At 58.9% G+C, this 19,623-nt stretch carries 15 protein-coding genes; all 15 read left to right on the top strand.

Annotation, left to right across the window (positions count from 1 at the left end; all coding sequences use genetic code 11):
• Positions 1 to 131 precede the first annotated feature (131 nt).
• Entirely contained in the window at positions 132 to 659 is a 528-nt protein-coding gene (gene tssJ, locus LKR43_RS09320) for a type VI secretion system lipoprotein TssJ (RefSeq protein WP_227683782.1), read from the top strand.
• A gap of 49 nt (positions 660 to 708) precedes the next feature.
• Positions 709 to 2,040, top strand: coding sequence for a type VI secretion system baseplate subunit TssK (gene tssK / locus LKR43_RS09315; RefSeq protein WP_227683781.1), 1,332 nt, complete (start codon positions 709 to 711; stop codon positions 2,038 to 2,040).
• Positions 2,037 to 3,248, top strand: a complete 1,212-nt coding sequence (locus tag LKR43_RS09310) for a DotU family type VI secretion system protein (RefSeq protein ID WP_227683780.1) — start codon at positions 2,037 to 2,039, stop codon at positions 3,246 to 3,248. The genes tssK and LKR43_RS09310 overlap by 4 nt, the downstream gene beginning before the upstream one ends.
• Positions 3,245 to 6,862, top strand: a complete 3,618-nt coding sequence (tssM, locus tag LKR43_RS09305; protein ID WP_227683779.1) for a type VI secretion system membrane subunit TssM — start codon at positions 3,245 to 3,247, stop codon at positions 6,860 to 6,862. The genes LKR43_RS09310 and tssM overlap by 4 nt, the downstream gene beginning before the upstream one ends.
• A gap of 3 nt (positions 6,863 to 6,865) precedes the next feature.
• Positions 6,866 to 7,597, top strand: coding sequence for a type VI secretion system-associated protein TagF (gene tagF, locus LKR43_RS09300; protein ID WP_227683778.1), 732 nt, complete (start codon positions 6,866 to 6,868; stop codon positions 7,595 to 7,597).
• The gene (locus LKR43_RS09295; protein WP_227683777.1) at positions 7,594 to 8,928 is read left to right on the top strand and encodes a hypothetical protein; all 1,335 of its coding nucleotides are present in this window, start codon (positions 7,594 to 7,596) and stop codon (positions 8,926 to 8,928) included. The genes tagF and LKR43_RS09295 overlap by 4 nt, the downstream gene beginning before the upstream one ends.
• A gap of 121 nt (positions 8,929 to 9,049) precedes the next feature.
• Complete coding sequence (locus LKR43_RS09290; RefSeq protein WP_227683776.1) at positions 9,050 to 9,709, top strand: DUF3540 domain-containing protein; 660 nt, start codon at positions 9,050 to 9,052, stop codon at positions 9,707 to 9,709.
• Between the two features lie 34 nt (positions 9,710 to 9,743).
• Positions 9,744 to 12,092, top strand: coding sequence for a type VI secretion system tip protein VgrG (locus LKR43_RS09285; RefSeq protein WP_227683775.1), 2,349 nt, complete (start codon positions 9,744 to 9,746; stop codon positions 12,090 to 12,092).
• Between the two features lie 58 nt (positions 12,093 to 12,150).
• The gene (locus tag LKR43_RS09280) at positions 12,151 to 12,627 is read left to right on the top strand and encodes a hypothetical protein (protein ID WP_227683774.1); all 477 of its coding nucleotides are present in this window, start codon (positions 12,151 to 12,153) and stop codon (positions 12,625 to 12,627) included.
• Positions 12,628 to 12,659: 32 nt separating this feature from the next.
• Positions 12,660 to 15,287, top strand: coding sequence for a DUF2169 domain-containing protein (locus LKR43_RS09275; RefSeq protein ID WP_227683773.1), 2,628 nt, complete (start codon positions 12,660 to 12,662; stop codon positions 15,285 to 15,287).
• Entirely contained in the window at positions 15,284 to 16,357 is a 1,074-nt protein-coding gene (locus LKR43_RS09270; protein ID WP_227683772.1) for a pentapeptide repeat-containing protein, read from the top strand. Before LKR43_RS09275 ends, LKR43_RS09270 begins: the two co-directional genes overlap by 4 nt.
• Positions 16,358 to 16,372: 15 nt before the next feature.
• Positions 16,373 to 17,242, top strand: a complete 870-nt coding sequence (locus tag LKR43_RS09265; protein WP_227683771.1) for a PAAR-like domain-containing protein — start codon at positions 16,373 to 16,375, stop codon at positions 17,240 to 17,242.
• A gap of 17 nt (positions 17,243 to 17,259) precedes the next feature.
• Positions 17,260 to 17,709, top strand: a complete 450-nt coding sequence (locus LKR43_RS09260) for a hypothetical protein (protein ID WP_227683770.1) — start codon at positions 17,260 to 17,262, stop codon at positions 17,707 to 17,709.
• Between the two features lie 7 nt (positions 17,710 to 17,716).
• Positions 17,717 to 18,160 carry a hypothetical protein gene (locus tag LKR43_RS09255; RefSeq protein ID WP_227683769.1) on the top strand — a complete coding sequence of 148 codons (444 nt, stop codon included), beginning with the start codon at positions 17,717 to 17,719 and terminating at the stop codon, positions 18,158 to 18,160.
• Between the two features lie 64 nt (positions 18,161 to 18,224).
• Positions 18,225 to 19,430, top strand: a complete 1,206-nt coding sequence (locus LKR43_RS09250; protein ID WP_227683768.1) for a M20 aminoacylase family protein — start codon at positions 18,225 to 18,227, stop codon at positions 19,428 to 19,430.
• The last annotated feature ends 193 nt before the right edge of the window (positions 19,431 to 19,623 follow it).

The following is a 19,623-nucleotide window of genomic DNA, read 5'->3' as shown; positions in this document are numbered from 1 at the left end:
CTGGCATTTGCCGAATTTTCTGTTTTCACTATGTAAATGAAGTAAGACTCTGTAGGTTTAATTTAAATGTCTTCTGACTTGTGTTTGATAGCGGTCTTGATCAATGCAAGTACAAGACAGGAAACCATTGCATGAGCAGACAGGCCGGCCGCCAAAGATCTATTACAGCGTTTTTATTTCTGATGATGGGCTGTGCAATCCTGGCAGGGTGCGCGGCGACGGCAAGCCGCCTGGCCGTGCCCTACGTGGTTGAGTTGCACGCCATGCCCGATGTGAACCCTGGCGCCAACGGTGAAGCTGCACCGATACAACTGACGGTATTCGAGCTCCAGTCCATCAGCAAGTTTCAGTCTACCGGCTACTTCGACCTGCAGGGCGATGCCCATGCGGCGCTGGGTGACGAACTCCTGGGTGTGAGCCGCGTCATGCTCAGGCCGGGTGAGTCCAAGGAGATTACCCGCTCGGGCGATGTCAATGCGAAGGCGCTGGGTATTGTGGCCGGCTACAGGGAACTGGACTCAAGCCAGTGGCGCCTGTTGGTCGAACTGCCGGAAGCCAGGCGCACCAATATCTACAAGTTCTGGCAGTTCTCGCCAGGTGAAAAACGCATACGGATAGACGTCGGCAAGCGCGGCATGACGCTGATTGAACAAGACTGATCCTGTGGCGTTGGCAAGCCGAAATCCTATCGATGATTAAAGACAGATAATGGAAAGAAAGAAGGTGGTTTGGTCCGAGGGCATGTTCTTGCGCCCTCATCATTTTCAGCAGTTGGAACGGCATCTGGAGCATCGCAGCCATATTCACACGGAATGTGCCGCCGGCTTGTATTGGGGCTACAAAAGCCTGGTGCTGGACCATGACGCCCTGTCGCTGGGCAAACTGGCATTAAAGCAGGCGACGGGTGTTTTCCCCGATGGAACGCCTTTTGATTTCTCGGCACAAGAGGATGCGCCGCCAGCCCTGGATATTCCGGCCGGCGCGCATCGCAAGAAAATTGTGCTGGCCATGCCCCGTAAACGACGCGGTGGGCAGGATGTGTCGTTTGACGGGGATGACGACCGGCTGGCGCGCTATCAGGCAGTGGAGCATGAGGTTGCCGATTCCACTGCGGTTGCGCTGGGGCCGGCTGTACTGCAGCTTGGGCAACTGCGCTTGCGCCTGATGCTCGAAGATGAAGCGGACGGCGAGTGGCTGACGCTGGGTGTCGCCGTTGTGCTGGAGCGGCTCAACGATAACCGGCTGTTGCTCGATTCAAGCTACATCCCGCCGACGCTGGCCTGCGGGATGAATATGGTGCTGCGCACGTATATTCATGAGCTCTACGGTTTGCTGGAGGCGCGCAGCGAGCTGCTGGTGCAGCGTCTGGTCGAACCAGGGCGCGGTGGTGTGTCCGAGGTATCGGAATTTCTGCTGCTGAAAACCATCAACCGCTATCGAGGTGCCCTGTGGCACGCACAGCAGCTTGAAACCCTGCACCCCGAGCGTCTGTTTCATGACTTGCTGATGCTGGCCGGCGAACTGTCGACGTTTTCCGACGAGGGGCGACGCCTGGTGTCATTTCCCGTTTACCGGCACGACGACCTGGCCCTGAGCTTCGAGCCTTTGATGCAGCTGCTGCGCCGTTTCTTGTCGGCCATGCTGGAGGACAAGGCCATACAGATACCGCTGGAGGACAAAGGCCAGGGGGTGCGAGTGGCGCATTTGAGCGACCCGGAAATGGTGCGTACGGCCGGACTGGTGCTGGCCGTACATGCACAGATGCCCTCCGAACTGACCCGTGCGCGACTGCCCGCCCAGGCCAAGCTTGGCCCCATAGAACGCATCCGCGATCTGGTGCATTTGCAGTTGCCTGGCATTACGCTGCGGCCCCTGGCCAATGTGCCCAAGCCTTTGCCCTATCACGCAGGCTATATCTACTTCGAGCTGGAAAAGAGCGGCGAAATGTGGAAGCAGTTCGAGCGCACGGGGGGGCTGGCCTTGCATCTGGCAGGTGATTTTCCAGGCCTGCAACTTGAATTCTGGGCCATACGCGAATGATGCAGGACGGCATATCTTCGTTTTCGGGCTCGGCAAACGCCCTGGTTGCTGCCGCAAATTCGTTGCTGGTGCTGATACCGCAGATCCGGGTCACCGAAACGCACCCGTCGCCGCAGCTCCTGCGCGAGCACTTGCTGGATGAGGTGCGCCAGTTCGAGATGCGGGCGCAGCAGGCAGGCATACAGAACGAAACCATATTGGGGGCGCGCTATTGCCTGTGCACGGCGCTGGACGAGGCGGCGGCGCTTACGCCCTGGGGTGGCGGTGGTGTCTGGTCTGCCCATAGCCTGCTGGTCACCTTCCATAACGAAACCTGGGGCGGCGAGAAGTTCTTTCAGCTGCTGGCCAAGTTGTCGCAGAATCCCAGGCAGCACATAGACTTGCTGGAATTGCTGTACTACTGCCTGCTGCTGGGGTTCGAAGGCCGGTACAGGGTGGCCGACAATGGCCGCAGTCAGCTCGATACCGTGCGGCAGCGCCTGCTTCTGATACTGCGTGACGTGCGGGGCGAGTATGCCGGCGCGCTGTCGCCGCATTGGAAGGATGCGCCCCTGCTGACCCAAGTCAGGCGTCTGCCGGTGCCGTTATGGGTTTTTGCATCGCTTGCGGCGCTGGTCGGATTGTTTGCCTACTTCGGCATGAGCTGGAGTCTGGGCAGCAAATCCGATACTGTCTACGCGGCAGTTTCCGGGCTCAAGCCGCCCGTTCTGCCGACGCCGGCTCCCCGGGCCCAGCAGACACCGCCGGTTCCATTCGGCCAGGCCCTGACGGGATTCCTGGCGCCCGAGATACGCGAGAACCTGCTGGCTGTGCGCAACGAGGCCGATCGCAGTGTCATTATTCTTCATGGCGATGGCCTGTTCACGTCGGGTGCGGACGAAATCAGATCCGAATATATCCCCGTGCTTTCACGGGTTGCCGATGCCTTGAATCAAGCACAAGGCAGCATACTGGTAAGCGGCTACAGCGATAACGTTCCAATACGTACTGTGCGGTTTCCATCGAACTGGGAGCTTTCGCAGGCGCGCGCCGATGCGGTCAAGAACTTGCTGCAGAGCCGTCTGACGCAACCGGATCGCGTGCGGGCGGAAGGGCGCGGTGCGGCCGATCCCGTTGCATCCAACGACAGCGCTGCCGGCAGGGCGAAGAACCGTCGCGTTGAAATTACCTTGCTGGTTTCTCCGGTGCAAGGAGGTACGCAGCCATGAGCACCCTATTCAGTTTTCTACTCAGTCGGGGGCTGTGGAGCTTCTTCGGTTTGCTTGCACTGGCTCTGTTGATCTGGGTGGCGGGCCCGCTGCTGGCTCTGGGTGCGGTCAGGCCGCTGGAATCGGCAAGCGTTCGTGTTTATGTGATTGTTGCCATTTTTGCGGTATGGCTGCTGCGTGTGCTGTGGCGCAAATGGCGCGAAGGGCGGCTCAATGCACAGCTGTTGGGGCAACTGCGGCGGCCGGCAAAAAAACAGAAGCCCGAGGAGCCTGATCCGAATCCCGAGATCAAGGAACTGTCGGACCGTTTTGACGAGGCGATTGAACTGCTGCGCAAAATGCGCTTCGATGGAAAGTCCAGTCGCTTTTCCCTGGCACGCTTTTCACGCCAGCATTTGTACCAGCTTCCCTGGTACGTATTTATTGGCGCACCGGGTTCGGGCAAGACCACCGCTCTGGTCAACTCCGGTTTGAACTTTCCGCTGGCCGAACGGTTCGGCAAGGTGGCGTTGCGGGGTGTGGGAGGCACACGTAACTGCGACTGGTGGTTTACCGACGATGCTGTCTTGCTTGATACCGCTGGTCGCTACACCACGCAGGAAAGCGATTCGACCGGCGACGAAGAAGAGTGGAAGGGGTTTCTGAACCTTCTGACACGCTACCGGGGCCGTCAGCCAGTCAACGGCGTAATGCTGACCGTCAGCATCGAAGACCTGTTGTCGTCGTCCGAGGCCGAGCGCGCGCAGCATGCGGCGGTTCTGCGCCGGCGCCTGCAGGAGCTGCGCGCGGAGCTGGGCATACAGTTCCCGGTGTATGTCCTGGTGACCAAGTCCGACCTGATGTCAGGCTTCAACGAATATTTTTCCACGTACAGCCGCGAAGCCCTCAAGCAGGTGTGGGGTTTCACTTTTCCCCATACCGAGCTGCAGGCCGACGGTTTTGACTTGCACGCTTCATTCAATGCAGAGTACGAGCTGCTGAAGCAGCGGCTGTATGCCGGTTTGCCTGACGTTATGAGTGCGGAACCGGATGAGTCCAGACGAGCGCTGGCTTACTTGTTGCCCCAACAGTTTGCCGGACTGCAGTCGATACTCGGTCACTTTCTCAGCAATGTGTTTGCCACCTCCCGGTTCGAGTCGTCTGTGCTGCCGCGCGGTGTGTACTTCACGAGCGGCACACAGGGCGGCCGCACCTTCGATCATGTCACCGGTCAGCTCAAGCGTTATCTGAAGATCGAGGGCCCGCCCGGCTCCAGCATGACGGTGGAAGGCCAGGTGCCGGGAGGGCACGGACGCAGTTACTTCTTGCAGAATCTGCTGCAGAAAGTGATTTTCCCGGAGTCGGGGCTGGCCGGGCGCAACATGAAGTGGGAGCGCCGCTACCGCCGCTTGCAATGGGGTGGCTATGCAGCCGTCAGTGTCGGCCTGCTGCTTTTGCTGGCGGGTTGGGCGAATAGCTACCGGAACAACAGTCTTTACCTGCAAGCCGTGCAAGCCCGCATTCCCGAGCTTGAGGCTTTGGGCCGCGAGATCAAGCTGGATGCCTCAGGTGATGTGCTGGGCGTGCTTCCTTATCTGGATGCCTTGCAGGCTTTGCCGGCCGGTGATGGTTTTGCAACGGATGATCCACCGTTCAGTTACGGCTTTGGACTCTATCAAGGACACAAGATCCAGGCGGGCGCTGATGGAGCGTATCGGGTTGCCCAGGATCAGGTGCTGGTGCCTCAGGTCGCTCAGCGTGTTGGTGCGGCGTTGCGGTCGGCGCCCGCCAATGACCTGGAGTACTCCTACGAGGCTTTGCGCGCCTATCTGATGCTGTATGACAGCGAGCGCTATAACCCGGATTTCATGCACACCTGGCTCTTGTCCGACATGCGCGCCCAGCTGGCCGAGGGACATACCAGAAGGCAGTACGAGCAGTTGTCCGGGCATTTGCGCAATCTGGTTGACAGCCGGGTGCTCACATCGCCATTTGCCAAGGATGAGGCGCTGATTGCACAGACTCGCTCCTCCCTTGATGAGCATGCTTTGTCGGAGCGGGCCTATAGCCGTATGCAGCGCTTGTTGCTTAACGATGACATAACGGACACGACGTTTCTGGACCTGGGCGGGCCGTCGGCCATGTCTGTGTTTACGCGCAAAAGCGGCAAGCCGTTGAATGAAGGTATTCCCGGGCTTTACAGCTATGAGGGCTATTGGGAAAAGGTTGACAAGCAGGTGGGCGAAATTGCGGCCAATCTGAAGCGTGACGACCTTTGGGTGCTGGAAGTGGATGCCACTAAAGGTGAGCGCACCATACCCGATGAGCAACTGGTCGCCGACATCAGGCGCCTGTATTTGACTGACTATGTCAGGAACTGGGATATGTATTTGGCGGACCTGTCCTTGAAGCCCGCCCAGACCCTGCTGCAAAGCATAGAAATGGCCCGCACCTTGTCCAGCGGCAACTCGCCATTGGTTCAGTTGATTCAATCCGTGGCCAGGGAAACGACCTTGTTGCGCGACAGTGAGGCGGGAGACCGTTCGCTGATGGATCTTGCCAAAGACAGGGTGAGCTCGACGCAAAGTTCGCTGGAACGGATGTTCGGTTCGGTGGCGCCGGGTGATCCTGCCCGAGAGACGAACGGTACGGAGCGTATGGAGGCGATGGTGGACAGGCATTTTGTGGCTTACCGTAACCTTGCCTCGGCACCACAGGGCGGACAGGCACCCATTACCGCGACGACGGGGCTGATCAATGATCTGTATGTCTACCTGACCGCCTCGGACGCAGCCTTGCGCAGTTCCAGCCCCTTGCCAACCAGCAGTGTGGTAACGCAGTTGCAGGCCGAAGCGGGCAGGCTGCCCAAGCCGGTGGGCGGCATGTTGACCCAGCTGTCGCTGCATGCCTCGGACGAAGTGTCCGATGTCGAGCGTCAGCAATTGGGGCGCTCCGTTTCCGCCAACCTGGGCGTATTTTGCCGCCAGGCAATTGCCGGGCGCTATCCTTTTTCACCCAAATCCAAGCGCGATGTGGCTCCCAATGACTTTGCGCGCCTGTTCGCGCCCGGCGCCATGATGGATGACTTCTTCCAGAAGAAGCTGGTGAACCATGTCGATATGTCGGGCCCGCGCTGGCGCTTCAAGCCCGGCATGGATGGCGGGCAGGGCGAGCAGGCGGGTTATCTGGACTCGTTCCAGCGTGCAGGCATCATACGCAGTGTGTATTTCACGGCAACGGGAACCGAACCCTCCTATCGGGTTTCCATTCGGCCCCTGCACATGGATGCTGATATCACTCAGTTCATCATGAATGTGGACGGGCAAACAGTGAGCTATGCACATGGCCCCCAGGTTGGCACGGCGGTGAACTGGCCGGGCACGCGTGGCAGTAATCAGGTCAGCATTGAATTGCTGCCGCAGACTGGTGTGTCGGGAATCTCTGCTACGGGGCCATGGGCCTTGAACCGCTTGCTGGACAAGGCCAGTCTCAAGCGCGGGGCATCGCCGGAAATCACCATTGCCACTTTTTCCATCGGTGGCCGTCAGGTCGTGCTGGAATTCAGCGCCAACACCGTGAAAAGTCCGTTTCGCTTGAGCGAAATGCAGGGGTTCAGCTGCCCGGGGCAGGGATAACACATGAAGCATAGTGACATTGAGGCATGCTGGAGCGCTGTGGGGTGGTATGGAAAAATGCCCGCCAATGGCGATTTTCTTCACAGGCGCCTGAGCCGCGAGCTGGTGCAGTGGTGGGACAAGTGGCTGCAGATGGGGGTCGCCGGCCTGCATCAGCGTGATGCGCAGAATGTTGAAGCGGCGTATCAGGTGGCGCCTTTGTGGAACTTCGCGGTGCCGGCCGGCTTCGGCTCGGGCGTCGTGCAGCTGGGTTGTATCGGCCCCAGCCGTGACCGGGTGGGGCGCTCTTACCCGCTGGTCATTATGCTGAGCATTCCTGAGCGTGATTTCAATCCCTCGGTGCTGGCCGGTGCTAACGGCTTCTACCGGCAGCTTGGAGTCAGCCTGCTGGCCGCCTTGCGCCATGGCTGCAGCCCGGAGCAATTTGATCAGTCGCTGCGCCTGGCTTGCAGTGAGATCAAATCCATGGTTGCGGCGCAAGCACCGGTGGCTGAAGATCCCGGCGCCGATATCCTGAGCGTGCTCAATGTCGGTCATGGAACACCGGTGGCCGTTGGCGTGAACGACGACCTGGGCTGGCGCGACCTGCCTGCATTCTTCAATCCAAGTGCGCATACGAGTTATTGGTGGACCAATACCGTGGAGGGCGCCGCCTACAAGAGCCACGTGCATGGCGGCTCGCTTAACGCCACCTTGTTCAACAAATTGTTTGTTTCTCACGCAGGTTATCGATGACATCAGGTATTGCTCAAACCAGCGGAATTCCTTTGCGCGACAGCGGTTGGTTGTCGGCTGGCTACACCCTGTCTCAAACCGATCTTGAAAGCTGGCTGGGTCAATTGTGCCGTGCCTTGCAGCCCTTGCATGCGAACAGCCGTCTATACGGGGCCATGTCGCCCGACCATGTGATGCTGGATCCACAGGGCAGGCTGCATCTGGATGCCGGGCTTGCCGTCTCGATGGATGGCCGCGCCTTGCCCGAAGGCTTGCACGATCTGGTCAATCCCGGATTTGCCGCGTTCGAGCAGTATGTCGATGATCCGGCGTGGCCACTGGGCCCATGGACGGACATCTACGGCGTGTCGGCCCTGGCCAGAAGCCTGATCCTTAAGCAGTCACCGCCCGATGCTGTGCAACGCATGGTGTCCGATACCTGCGAGCCCCTGCAGGGCATGAATCTGCCGGCTTATGCACCTCGGTTTTTAGATGCAATAGACCGGGGCATGTCGTTGCTGGGGCAACAGCGGTTTGCCAGTGTCGATGAGTTTGCACAGGCCCTGGGCCTGCCGCTGGTGCCGGTCGCAGGCGGGCAGGACAAGCCGAAGGTAGCCATGACGCCGGTTCCCGAGCCGCTGCCGCAAACTGCTGTACCAGCGCCGATGCCGGAACCAGTGCAAGAGCAGACCAGGAACAAGGCCCCGATCTGGATGATGGCGTTCGTCGTGATCGCGCTGATTGCAGCGGGGGCTTATCTGTTGCGCGAACAGGGCACCGACAGCCAGGAGGTGGCCGTGCCGCAGGTGGCGCAAGCGGTGGATGCACCGGAACCAGCTGCTGCACCGGAACCCGCTGCCGCACCCGAACCAGCGCCGGCAACGCCGCTTGCGCCCATGCCGATAGAAGAGCTGGACATGCAGGCACATATGCAGGCTCGCGCGTTATTGGCTGCGACCGACCCGGAAACTCAGGAACCACAGCCTGCGCCAGAGACAACGGTGCAGGACGACGCCGCGTTAACTGAAGTAATGCCGGCCGACGCCGAATCGGCTGATGTTGATTCAGCCACCGACGAGAGGGAACAGGCAACGTCAACCACCGCCCCAGCGCCGGCTGAGCGGGCAACCGGTGCAGACGTAAGGATAGGCTTGTCCATCAGGCCGTGGGGAGAAGTGTTCGTCAATGGGGCATCCCAGGGTGTATCGCCTCCTCTGCGCTCCTTGTCGCTCAAGCCAGGCGAATATCGGGTCAGGGTGATCAACGGAGAGTTGCCGCCGCATGAGCAGACCCTGACGGTGCGGGCGGGCGAGTCAGCAAGCATTGCGCACGACTTCGAGGCGAATGACTGAGCATGTGCCGGAACCAGGCGGCCTGACAAAACGTAAGAAGAGTAAAGAAGTATCCATGTCATCAAACTGATTTTTTGTTTTTCCATACTGTCGTGCGAACAATTACAGGAGAGCCAGACCCATGAGAACCGCTGTCAAACCAGGTGCCGTGTTGCAGTACGACCCGGTACAGCTATTGGGTACGGTGATACGGGTGGAGGATGGTGGATATTGCGTGGTGCAATGCGAGACGGCGGAGTGGCGTGTTCAAAGGGCCGCCAGTTGCCTACTCGTTCCCGAAGTGGGTGATGAGGTTTTGATCAGCGGCCCGGTTCCGCAGCAGACCTACCTGATTGCTGTCATACGTCAGGCCAGGCCGGATACTGCCCGTCTGGAAACGCAGGGCGATATGGTCATTGCCTGCCCACAGGGAAGCATTTCCATGCAAGCAGGGCAAGCAGTTGCCTTGCAGGGCGGTGAGGCGCTGTCGCTTGACACGGTCAGGCTGGGCTTGCGGGCCAATCAGGCCGAGTGCGCAGTGGGCGAGCTTGATTATCTGGGTGCTCGAGCCAGAGTCAGTGTGAGCACAGTGAACCTGATAGGCAAGGCCTGTGAGGTTGTGATGGATCGTATTTCCCAACTGGCACAACAGGTGTTCCGGATTACACAGGATACCGAACAGGTGCGTGCCGGCCGTATTGATTGTCAAGCTGAGCATACCGTGCGTTTGCATGCACAGCATACGCTGATTACAGGCACTGATCTGGTCAAGGTTGACGCCGACCAGATACATATGGGCTAGGAGCAGAAAAAGTAAGCATGCAGGAGGCCATTGCGTGAACCGTACCGTTAAAGTCAGTACATCGTTACCTGGCGATACATTGATATTCCGCTCGCTCCACGGCGAAGAGGAGTTGTCGACACTGTTCGAATTTGAAGTGGAGATGCTGTCCGAGTCTCATTCCCTGGATCTGAAGCAGTTGCTGAGCCAGCCATTGACGGTGAGCATAGACCTGGGTTGGTCCGGTGCCCGCTACTTGAACGGGCAGGTCATACGCTGCAAGCTTATTGGCCGTGCCAGCGCCACATCGCGCTACTACATATATCGCGCAGTGGTACGCCCGTGGTTGTGGTACCTGACGCAGACTACCGACAGCAAGATCTTCCAGGAAAAATCGGTGCCCGATGTCATTCGTGAGGTCTTGTCCGATTATGAATTTCCTTGCGAGTTCAAGCTCAGCGGCAGCTATCGCACCTGGGAATATTGTGTGCAGTATCAGGAAACGGATTTTGCCTTCATCAGCCGTCTGATGGAGCATGAAGGTATCTACTACTGGTTCAGGCATGAAGACGGCAAGCATGTGCTGGTGCTGACTGACGACGTTTCCCAGCATGAAGCATTTCCCGGGCTGGAGTCCTTGCCTTATATCGGACCAGACCGTGTGGTGCAGCCGGACAAGGAGCATATTTCTCGCTGGGAGCCGGCCGAGCAGGTCACGCCCGGAAAATTTGCTACGGTGGACTACGATTTCAAGAAGCCCGCCGCCAGCCTGGACGCGCTGCGCAGCAACCCTGGCGGCTATGCCAACGGAGACCTGGAAGTCTATGAGTGGATGGGGGGCTATACCGAGCCGGATCAGGGCGAGCACTATTCGCAGGTGCGTCTTGAGGCCCTGCAGGCTCAGCAATCGCAAGTGACCGGGCATAGCAACGCACATGCGCTTGCACCCGGACGTCTGCTGAGTCTGGTCAATCATCCACGTTTGTCCGAAAATCGTGAGTATCTGATCCAGAAGGTGGTGTATCACATTCGGGAAGGTGATTATGCCAGCAATGAAACCGAGGCCAGTCAGTTCGAGGTCGATTTCGCGGCCATCCCTTCCAGCCTGCCGTTTCGCCCCCCCCGGGTCACACCGCTGCCGCGTACACATGGGCCACAGACGGCCAAAGTGGTGGGCAAGCCGGGTGAACAGATATGGACCGACCGCTACGGCTGCGTCAAGGTGCAGTTTCGCTGGGACCGCTACGGACAAACCAACGAGAACAGCTCGTGCTGGGTGCGGGTATCCAGCCCGTGGGCCGGTGGTGGCTTCGGTGGTATTCAACTGCCGCGTGTCGATGATGAGGTCATCGTGGATTTCATTGGCGGACATCCGGATCGCCCCATCATCATTGGCCGTGTCTATAACGCCAGCAATATGCCGCCCTGGGATCTGCCCGGCAACGCCACCCAAAGCGGTTTTCTGAGCCGTTCCAAGGATGGTGACCGCAACACCGCCAACGCCTTAATGTTCGAGGATGTGGCTGGTGGCGAACGCATCTGGCTGCATGCCGAGCGCGACCTGACGACCGAAGTCGAGGCCAATGAACTGCATACCGTTGACGGTGACCGCAATACGGTCATCCTGGGCAACGACACCCTGACGGTCATGAGTGCGCGCACCAGCACCACACACGGGCAGGAAACCGAGACCTTCCTGTCGGGGGCGGACCGCACGGTGACGGGGGCGGTCAATGAAACCATTACCGGCGACGAAACCCGCAGCGTGACGGGAAATGTGATCGAGACGATCACCGGCAATGTCGATGAAACCATTACGGGCAACCTTACCCAGACTACCACCGGCGATGTCACGCGCACCATTACAGGGCCGGTTGTGGACAACACCACCGGCACGGTGGATGAAACCATTACCGGCGACCATACACAGACCACGACCGGAACGGTAACGCGCACGATTACCGGCGATGTCACCGACACCATAACCGGTGCCGTTACCCATACGGTAACGGGCAACACGACAAGCACCCTGGACGGCACCTTGGGCAAAACCATTACGGGCCCCGTTACGGTTAATGCCGAAGGAGGCGTTACGGTGACTACACCTTCCTGGACACTGAACAACACCGGCCCTACCGCCTTCTGGCAAAACAGCTACGCCAAGGGTACGCCGGCCAGGTTCTCGGTGACAGGTGCTGCGGCCGACCTGTGGGGCCTCAGGGGGCAGGCCTACGTTCTGAACTTGCAATACGCCGTAGTGAAGCTTGATTTCTTTGACTTCAAGAACGACAACGGCCAGATTGAACTGACCCAGAAACTGGTCAAGGTAGCCGGCACGGCTGCAGCCAGGATCAACACCGGTGGTTTGAATCTGTACACCAAAGTCATGAATATTTTTATGTAAGGCGGGCATGAAAAGCCAGATACAAGAACGGACTGCGATGAGGAAAAATGAAACGACCATGCCGAACAGTCTAATGATCGTACTGGGTGTGGCGGCATGCTCGGTCGTGTTTTGCGTGGTCATGATGCGCGTGTTGATTACGGAGCAAACGCATCCGGCGTGGTTCTGGGTAATTCTGGCGTTTTCGGTGCTGATGTTTGTGGTGTTGACCCTGGGTTTTCTTCCCCGCCAGGAAGAAAGGCTGGCCGACCGTCTCAGCCGTGACAGCCTTGCTGTGCGGACGACGGCCAAAGTGGTTGCGCTGGATCGCCGGGGAACGGAAGAAGGCCAAACCATGCACCGGACCGGGCTGAATCTGACCCTGGCGGTCAGCGAACCCGATGGCAGCGAGCGTATTGCCCGGCTGGTCGTATGGGTCGAGGATGCCGTGCTGCCCAATTTTGCGACCGGCAGGACGGTTCACGTGCTGTACGACCCTGATGACCCGGCCACGCTGGCCATAGACAGGAGCCGTTCTCCGGTCCAGGTCAATTAGACGTACCTGGATGTACGGAGCTATTGCAGAGTATGCGTATCATCAAGCCGTTAAGACTGGGCATCCTGAGCCGCCCCTATCAGTACCGCAGGCAACATCAGCTGGGCGTGGCGGTATTGGCCATGACCACGCTCGATACCGCGCCCGGCCTGGTGGCAGAGGCCGATCTATGGAAGATTTCGGGCGAGGAACTGGACGAGGACGAGGTGCTGGACCTGAGCATCCCCAAGCCTTGCGCAGAGTTCCTGGTGTCGGGCAGGGCCTGGTCGCATGACACGGGCGAACCGGGGCGTGTGGCGGTCAGCGCACGGGTCGATCATCTGGAGAAAAGCCTGATCGTCCATGGCGACAGGCATTGGGCCCAGGGCGGCATGAGCCAGGCCGCAGCTGTGCAGGGTGTGCCGGTTAACTGGCGCCATACCTATGGCGGCGCCGGGTTTGCCGAGAATGAATGCGGCATGGGGGCGGCACGCGACGCCGACGGCGTCTGGCGTGTGCCCAACGTCGAGGCGCTCGGTCAGCGTCTGAGCCGCGAGGGGCAGGCTGGCGTGCCTGTGTCGCTGGGGCCGGTTTCTCCGGCCAGACCTCGCCGTTTCAAGCGGGCTGGAGGCTACGACGAGGGTTGGCTGACTGATGGCTTTCCGGGTTTGCCCGATACGCTGGATCCGCATTTTTTCAATGCGGCCTCTGAGGATCAGTGGTTTGCCAGACAAACCGAGCTGACTGCCGCAGCCGAATATGAAATCTGGAATATGCATCCCGAGCATGCCTGCCTGCAAGGCCGGCTGCCGGCTGTGCGCGCCCGGTGTTTTGTTCAGCGTCACGGCGCAGACGATCTCGAGGAAATCGGCATGCGCCATACCACGGCCTGGTTCTTCCCCGACCGCGAGCGGATGCTGTTGATTTTTCATGGTGCGCTGCCGTTGACGACGGAAGACGGCTCTGAAATTGCGAGCATCATGCCCGCGCTGGAGTCGCTCGATGCGCACGCCCGCAGCCAGGAACACTATCGGCAAGTCCTGAAACAGCGCCTGCCGCGCGATTCGGGTGCCTTGCACGCATTCCGTGACAAGGATCTGCTGCCGGAGCAGATGCTGGATAACCGTGAGTTTCAGCAGGCCGGCAGCGGGGTGATGGGCAGGCCTCAAATGGTGAACCAGCGCCAGCGCGCCGCGACACTCAAGCAAGACATGCTGGAGCGTGTCCGGCAAGCAGGGCAGAATCCGGCTGATTATCAGCTGGATGATGAGCAGTTCGAACCGCTGGGGTCCCTGGACGACCTGCCCGACTATGCACGCAGCATGCGGCGCAAGACGCGTCTCATGAAGGTCGATATGCTCAGGAAAAAGCGTGCGTCCGAAGCGCGGCACAAAGAGGCATTCCAGAGTATGCCTCAGGCAAAGCAAGCCATGGATACCGCGGGTGGCGGCGTTGCGTCGACACCGGGAGGGCCGCCCCGCCTGAATCGTGATGAAGGCATGATGAACTTGCGCAATATGGCGCGCGAGGCGGAAGCAAAAGGTACTGCAGGCATGAGCATCGAGGAATTTCAAGCCATGCAGGACAATGCGCAGGCGAAGTTGGGCAAGCTTTATCTGTCTGCGGCGCATCATCAATCGCCTGCCGAGCCTGCCCTGGGTGGGCGCAGTGTGCGCATGCGACGCAGGGTCGTGACGCTGATGCAAGGCAGCCGCGACCTGTCGGGGCTGGACCTGACCGGAGTCGATCTGTCTGACCTGGACTTGTCGCAGGCCAGATGTCATGGCACCTGGATGGAGCGTGCGAATCTGAGCCGGGTGAAGCTCAATGGTGCTGATCTGACGCGTGCTGTGCTGACCCGTGCGCAGTTCCATGAAACGGACTGCTGCGGTGCCGTTCTGGATCAGGCCAATCTGGGTGAAGCCCTGATTCATGCAAGTGCCTTTGACGATGCCAGCTTCAACGCCACCATACTTGACCGCACCGAGGTCTCTCAATCCCGTTTTACGCGGGCCGTGTTCAAGGATTGCGTGCCGTCCGCCATCGAGATGGAGGACTGCGCTTTTGAACAGGCACACTTTGACAACGTGACCTTCTGGCAGCAGTCCCGGTTTGAGCGCCTGAGCTTTGACGGGGCGGTGCTGAACCGCGTGGCCTGGGTCGAGTGCGGGCTGGAGGCAATGGATTACAGCGGCGCGAGCCTGACGGCGTGTGCCTGGGTTCAGGGCGTTTTTTCAAGCCCGCCGCGTTATGTGCAAAGCCGTTTGAAAACTTGTTGCGTAGTCGAGATGGACATGGTGGCTGCGGTGTTCCGCGATGCCTTGCTGGATGAGTGCAGCTTGCGCAGTCTGGTTCTGGACAAGACGGATTTTGACGGTGCGCGGCTCAAAAACTGTGATTTTTCCCAGGCCAGCCTGCGCGATGCAAGCTTTGTGCGGTCCGACGCGCGCGGCACATTATTCATGGAAACCGATATGGCGGGGGCTGACTTGCGTGAAGCTGACCTGATCGATGCCTTGATGCAAAAGAGTGATTTTCGATTTGCCGACTTACGAGGCGCCAATCTGTTCAGGGCCGATGTTTCTCAGTCGCTGATCGAATCCAGTACCCGGACCGCAGGTGCTTACGTCAAGTTCGCCAAAACCTTGCCCAAGGCGCAGCAAGCCGGGGGTGGCGCATGACACCCGATCTTTTGCGTGCGCGCATCAAGGGTGGCGAACCCCTGACTGACCTGGATTTGCGCCAGCTGGTTCTGACACCAGGAGATTACGCCGGTGCGATTTTCATGCGCTGTGATTTGCGCGGCGTAAACCTGGGTGGTCTGGATTTGCGGGACAGTCAATTTATACGGTGCCAGCTGCAGGGGACGATCTGGGATGGCTCGCAACTGGATCAATGCGTCTTTCACGGCTGCGATGCCAGTGGCGCCAGTATGCGGGTGGCGAGTGTTCAAGAGATGAACTGGTCTGAAAGCCAGGCGACAGACGTGGACATGAGCCAGGTGCGCCTGGTGTCGGTCAATTTCGTGAACACGGACATGTCGGGAATTTGCCTGGCCGGTGCGCAGTTGAAGCAGACCAGCTTTACAGACTGCGTGTGGGGCAGGGCGGACATGAGCGGGACCCGGCAGGAGCAGTCGCTTTATATGTACGGTGACATGACCCAAATCGCGCTGGACCAGGCGTACTGGGATGGCGTGGTGTGCGTGCAGATCGATTTGTCTGGCCAGGATCTGCATGGCCAGACGCTGCAGCGCTGCCAGTTGACCGAGTGCCGGCTCGAGGGCTGTGATTTCCAGGATGCCTTGCTGGAGCAAACCAATTTCAAAGGCGCGTTCATGCGTGGCGCCAGGCTGAGCCATGTGCGCGCGTCGCGGGCCATGTTCGTGCATGCCGACCTGCAGCAGGCCCAGTGCCAGGCAGGCCAGTTCACGCAAAGCTTGTGGGCCGATGCCTGCCTTGACGGGGCAGACCTGAGCGGCGCCGATCTGACGCAGGCCATCATGCATCGCACGCGCTGTGCGGGGACGTCGTTCATGAATGCGCAGCTTGAATACACTGATTTTTCCTATGCGGATGTTTCGCGGGCTGATTTTCGGGGCAGTCGCTTCATGCGCACGCAGTTCCATCGTGCCCTGACGGCGGATACCCGCTGGGGTGACAGGACAGGCCTGCTGGAGAACGATCCGCTTTTATTCGAGGCGGAGCAGTGGTCCGCCGGGCGCCCGACGGCACCGCGCGCCGGACACTGAAAGGAATCCATACGCATGTTTGCAAACTGTCAGTTGATGGGGCTGGACCTGGCATTTCCGGATATCTGCAAGACGCCGCCGGCATTGTTGCCCATACCCTATCCCAATCTTGCCCTGGGCCCCATGGGCATTCCGAACGCCTGGAATATTCTGTTGATGGGCATGCCGGCGCACAACCTGCTGACCACCATACCGATGACCAATGGCGACAACCCCGGCCTGGCGCTGGGGCTGATCTCTCCATCGGTCATGGGGCCGTCGCGTCACATTACGTGTGTGCCGAATGTATTGTTCAAGTGCATTCCAGCCACGCGTCTGACCAGCCTGGCAGTACAAAACCGGTGTAATGCCTTGGGCATGCGCGTGGTGCCTAGCCAGATCAAGGTGCTTTTGCTGGGTGCGGGTGGCGGCGGGGGTGCCGCAGGGAAAGGCAAGGGCGGTGCGGGTGGTTCAGGCCGTGGCGGCTCTGGCGGCGCCGGCAATGCGGGCAAGGCCGCCAGAACTGGAAAACAAGCCAAGACAGCGCCGGCCAAGCCCAAGAGTCTGCGTAATCAGTACATGGGCCGCACGCCCGGGAAAAACTCGCGCACGGGAAAAGAAGTCCAGCAGCGTATGCGCGATGACAAAACTTTGCGGAACAAGCCCAATGGCGATGTTGAGTTCAAGGCATCGAACGATAAATGGTATCCCTTGAAAGATGCCGATATGGCGCATAAAACCGATGCCGTGTCCTGGTGGAACAGTACCGGGCGGTTTACCGGCCCCAAATCCCGCACGGTCAGGGACTGGATGCTGAAGTCAGACAATTACGTACTCGATCACTTCAGCCTGAACCGCTCGGCGGGCGCTAAACTGACGGAAACCTATTTGCCGCCATTTTTCTAGGCGGCCAGGAAAATTGCATGTCTGACGTTCTACCGTTGCCTTCCGGGGCTGAAGAAAAACTTTACGAGTATGGGGCGCTGGGCCGGCAGGCCCAGGAAGCCGGCGACTTTGACCAGGCCGAAAAATATGTGCTGGCTTGCTGGAACTGCATACCTGATCCCAAGCTGTCTTATGATCACGCGCAGTCGCTGACGGCCGACCTGGTCAAGTTCTATCGTGATATCGGCCAGCCCGGCAAGGCGGCCGAATGGTTGCCGCTGGCTCGCCAGGCCTACGGCCCCGAGCCTGATCCGTATATTGAGTTCATCGCGGCCACCGTTCACTACGAGGCCGGCGAGCTGGACCAGGCTTTCGAGTTGTTTCAGCGACTGTTCAAGGCATACAAGACTCGCCCCTTTCAGGGCGAGGAACCCAAATACCTGGCCTTCTACCTTGACAGGGTTAAAAACCAAAAGCCGAACAAATAGGACAAACATGGAACCTACAGAACTTCCCGACGACATCTATGAGCAGATAGAAAATCTGTCGGAAGCGGGCAATGAATGCATTGATGATGAGGACTTCGAGGGCGCCATAGAAAATTGGCGCCAGGCCCTGGTTTTGCTGCCCGAACCTCAGTTGGACTGGGAAGCGGCGACCTGGCTGTACGCCTCATTGGGCGATGCCTATTACCAGTCCGCCAGCTACGAAATGGCCAAGGATGCCTTGTACACGGCGCTGAATTGCCCCGATGGGCAAGGCAATCCGTTCATTCACTATATGTTGGGCAAGACGCTGCTGCGCTTGAATGACGATCGCGCCATCGATGCGCTATTGCGTGCCTATATGCTGGATGGCGTTGATATTTTCGACAGCGACGAAGATGAAGGCCCCGATTGCCTGCAGCTGCTTCAGGATCGCGGCCTGGTTGACGAATAGCACGCAACCTGCACCCTGTCGCACGCAGTACACTGGGCTGGTCTTAATATGGCGGGGTGCAAATATGAAGCTGGTTGAACCGATTTTGGGCTGGCAGGATGAAATGGCCGCCATCAGGCGTGATTTGCACGCGCATCCCGAGCTGGCCTATCAAGAGAACAGAACATCGGATATCGTGGCGCAGCAGCTTGAGTCATGGGGGGTTGAGGTCCACCGGGGGCTGGGCGTAACCGGTGTGGTGGGGGTCATACGCGGCAAGTCCGACAATGGCCGGTCGATAGGCTTGCGCGCCGATATGGATGCATTGCCGATGCAAGAGCTCAATACCTTTGAGCACACCAGCACTTACCCCGGAAAGATGCATGCTTGCGGCCATGACGGCCATACGGCGATGTTGCTGGCCGCGGCGCGCTATCTGGCTCATCACCGTGATTTTGATGGTGTGGCCTATATGATTTTTCAGCCGGCCGAAGAGGGGCAGGTGGGCGCTCGCCGCATGATTGAAGATGGCTTGTTTACGCGCTTCCCCATGGATGCCGTGTTCGGCATGCATAACTGGCCTGGCCTGCCTGCAGGCAAGTTCGGTGTTTGCGTCGGGCCCATCATGGCGTCCAGTAACTATTTCACGGTACGCATAACCGGCAAAGGCGCTCATGCCGCCATGCCGCACCTTGGGGTTGACCCCATTATGGCGGCCGCCAACCTGACGCAAGCACTGCAAAGCATCGTCACCCGCAATCGCAACCCCTACGATCCGGCTGTGCTGAGCATCACGCAGATTCATGCAGGATCCGCCGATAACGTCATTCCAGATACGGCCGAGTTGCGCGGTACAGTGCGTACCTTTACCGAAGAAACACTGGACCTCATCGAACAACGGATACGCGAACTGGTGCATAGCGTCAGTACAGGCTATGGCTGTACTGCGGAGTTTGTCTTTGACCGAAAGTATCCGCCCACTGTCAATCACCCGAAAGAAACTGCCTTCAGCGTACAAGTCCTTAAGGATCTGGTCGGCCCCGATAATGTTAATGATGCGGTCCAGCCTGCCATGACGGGCGAGGATTTTGCGCTGATGCTGAAAGAGCGGCCCGGCTGCTATCTGTGGATAGGTAACGGGCAGGGCGATCACCGCCTGCCAGGACATGGCGAAGGGCCTTGTACCTTGCATAACGCCAGCTACGATTTCAATGACGAGCTCATTCCCATAGGCGCCAGCTACTGGGTGCAACTGGCGCTGCGCTGGCTGAATCCTGCTAATTTCGTATAGTTATATATAAATTTATGTTGTTTTTTTGAATTATATGGATTTTGCTTATGCTGGGTCCCAACCTGGGTAAGCCGTCCCGGGCCGGTTGTCTTTGAGTCGGCATTGCCGGCATAGAATTCATTGTTGATGAAAACGGTGAAATCTACACCTACGACGTTAACACCAATACCAATTACAACAGCGATGCCGAGGC

It is taken from the genome of Pusillimonas sp. MFBS29 (assembly GCF_020687695.1).
In the GTDB taxonomy this organism is placed as follows: domain Bacteria; phylum Pseudomonadota; class Gammaproteobacteria; order Burkholderiales; family Burkholderiaceae_B; genus Pusillimonas_C.
Note: the sequence above shows the minus strand (reverse complement) of the source record. Positions and strands in the feature narration are given on the sequence as shown.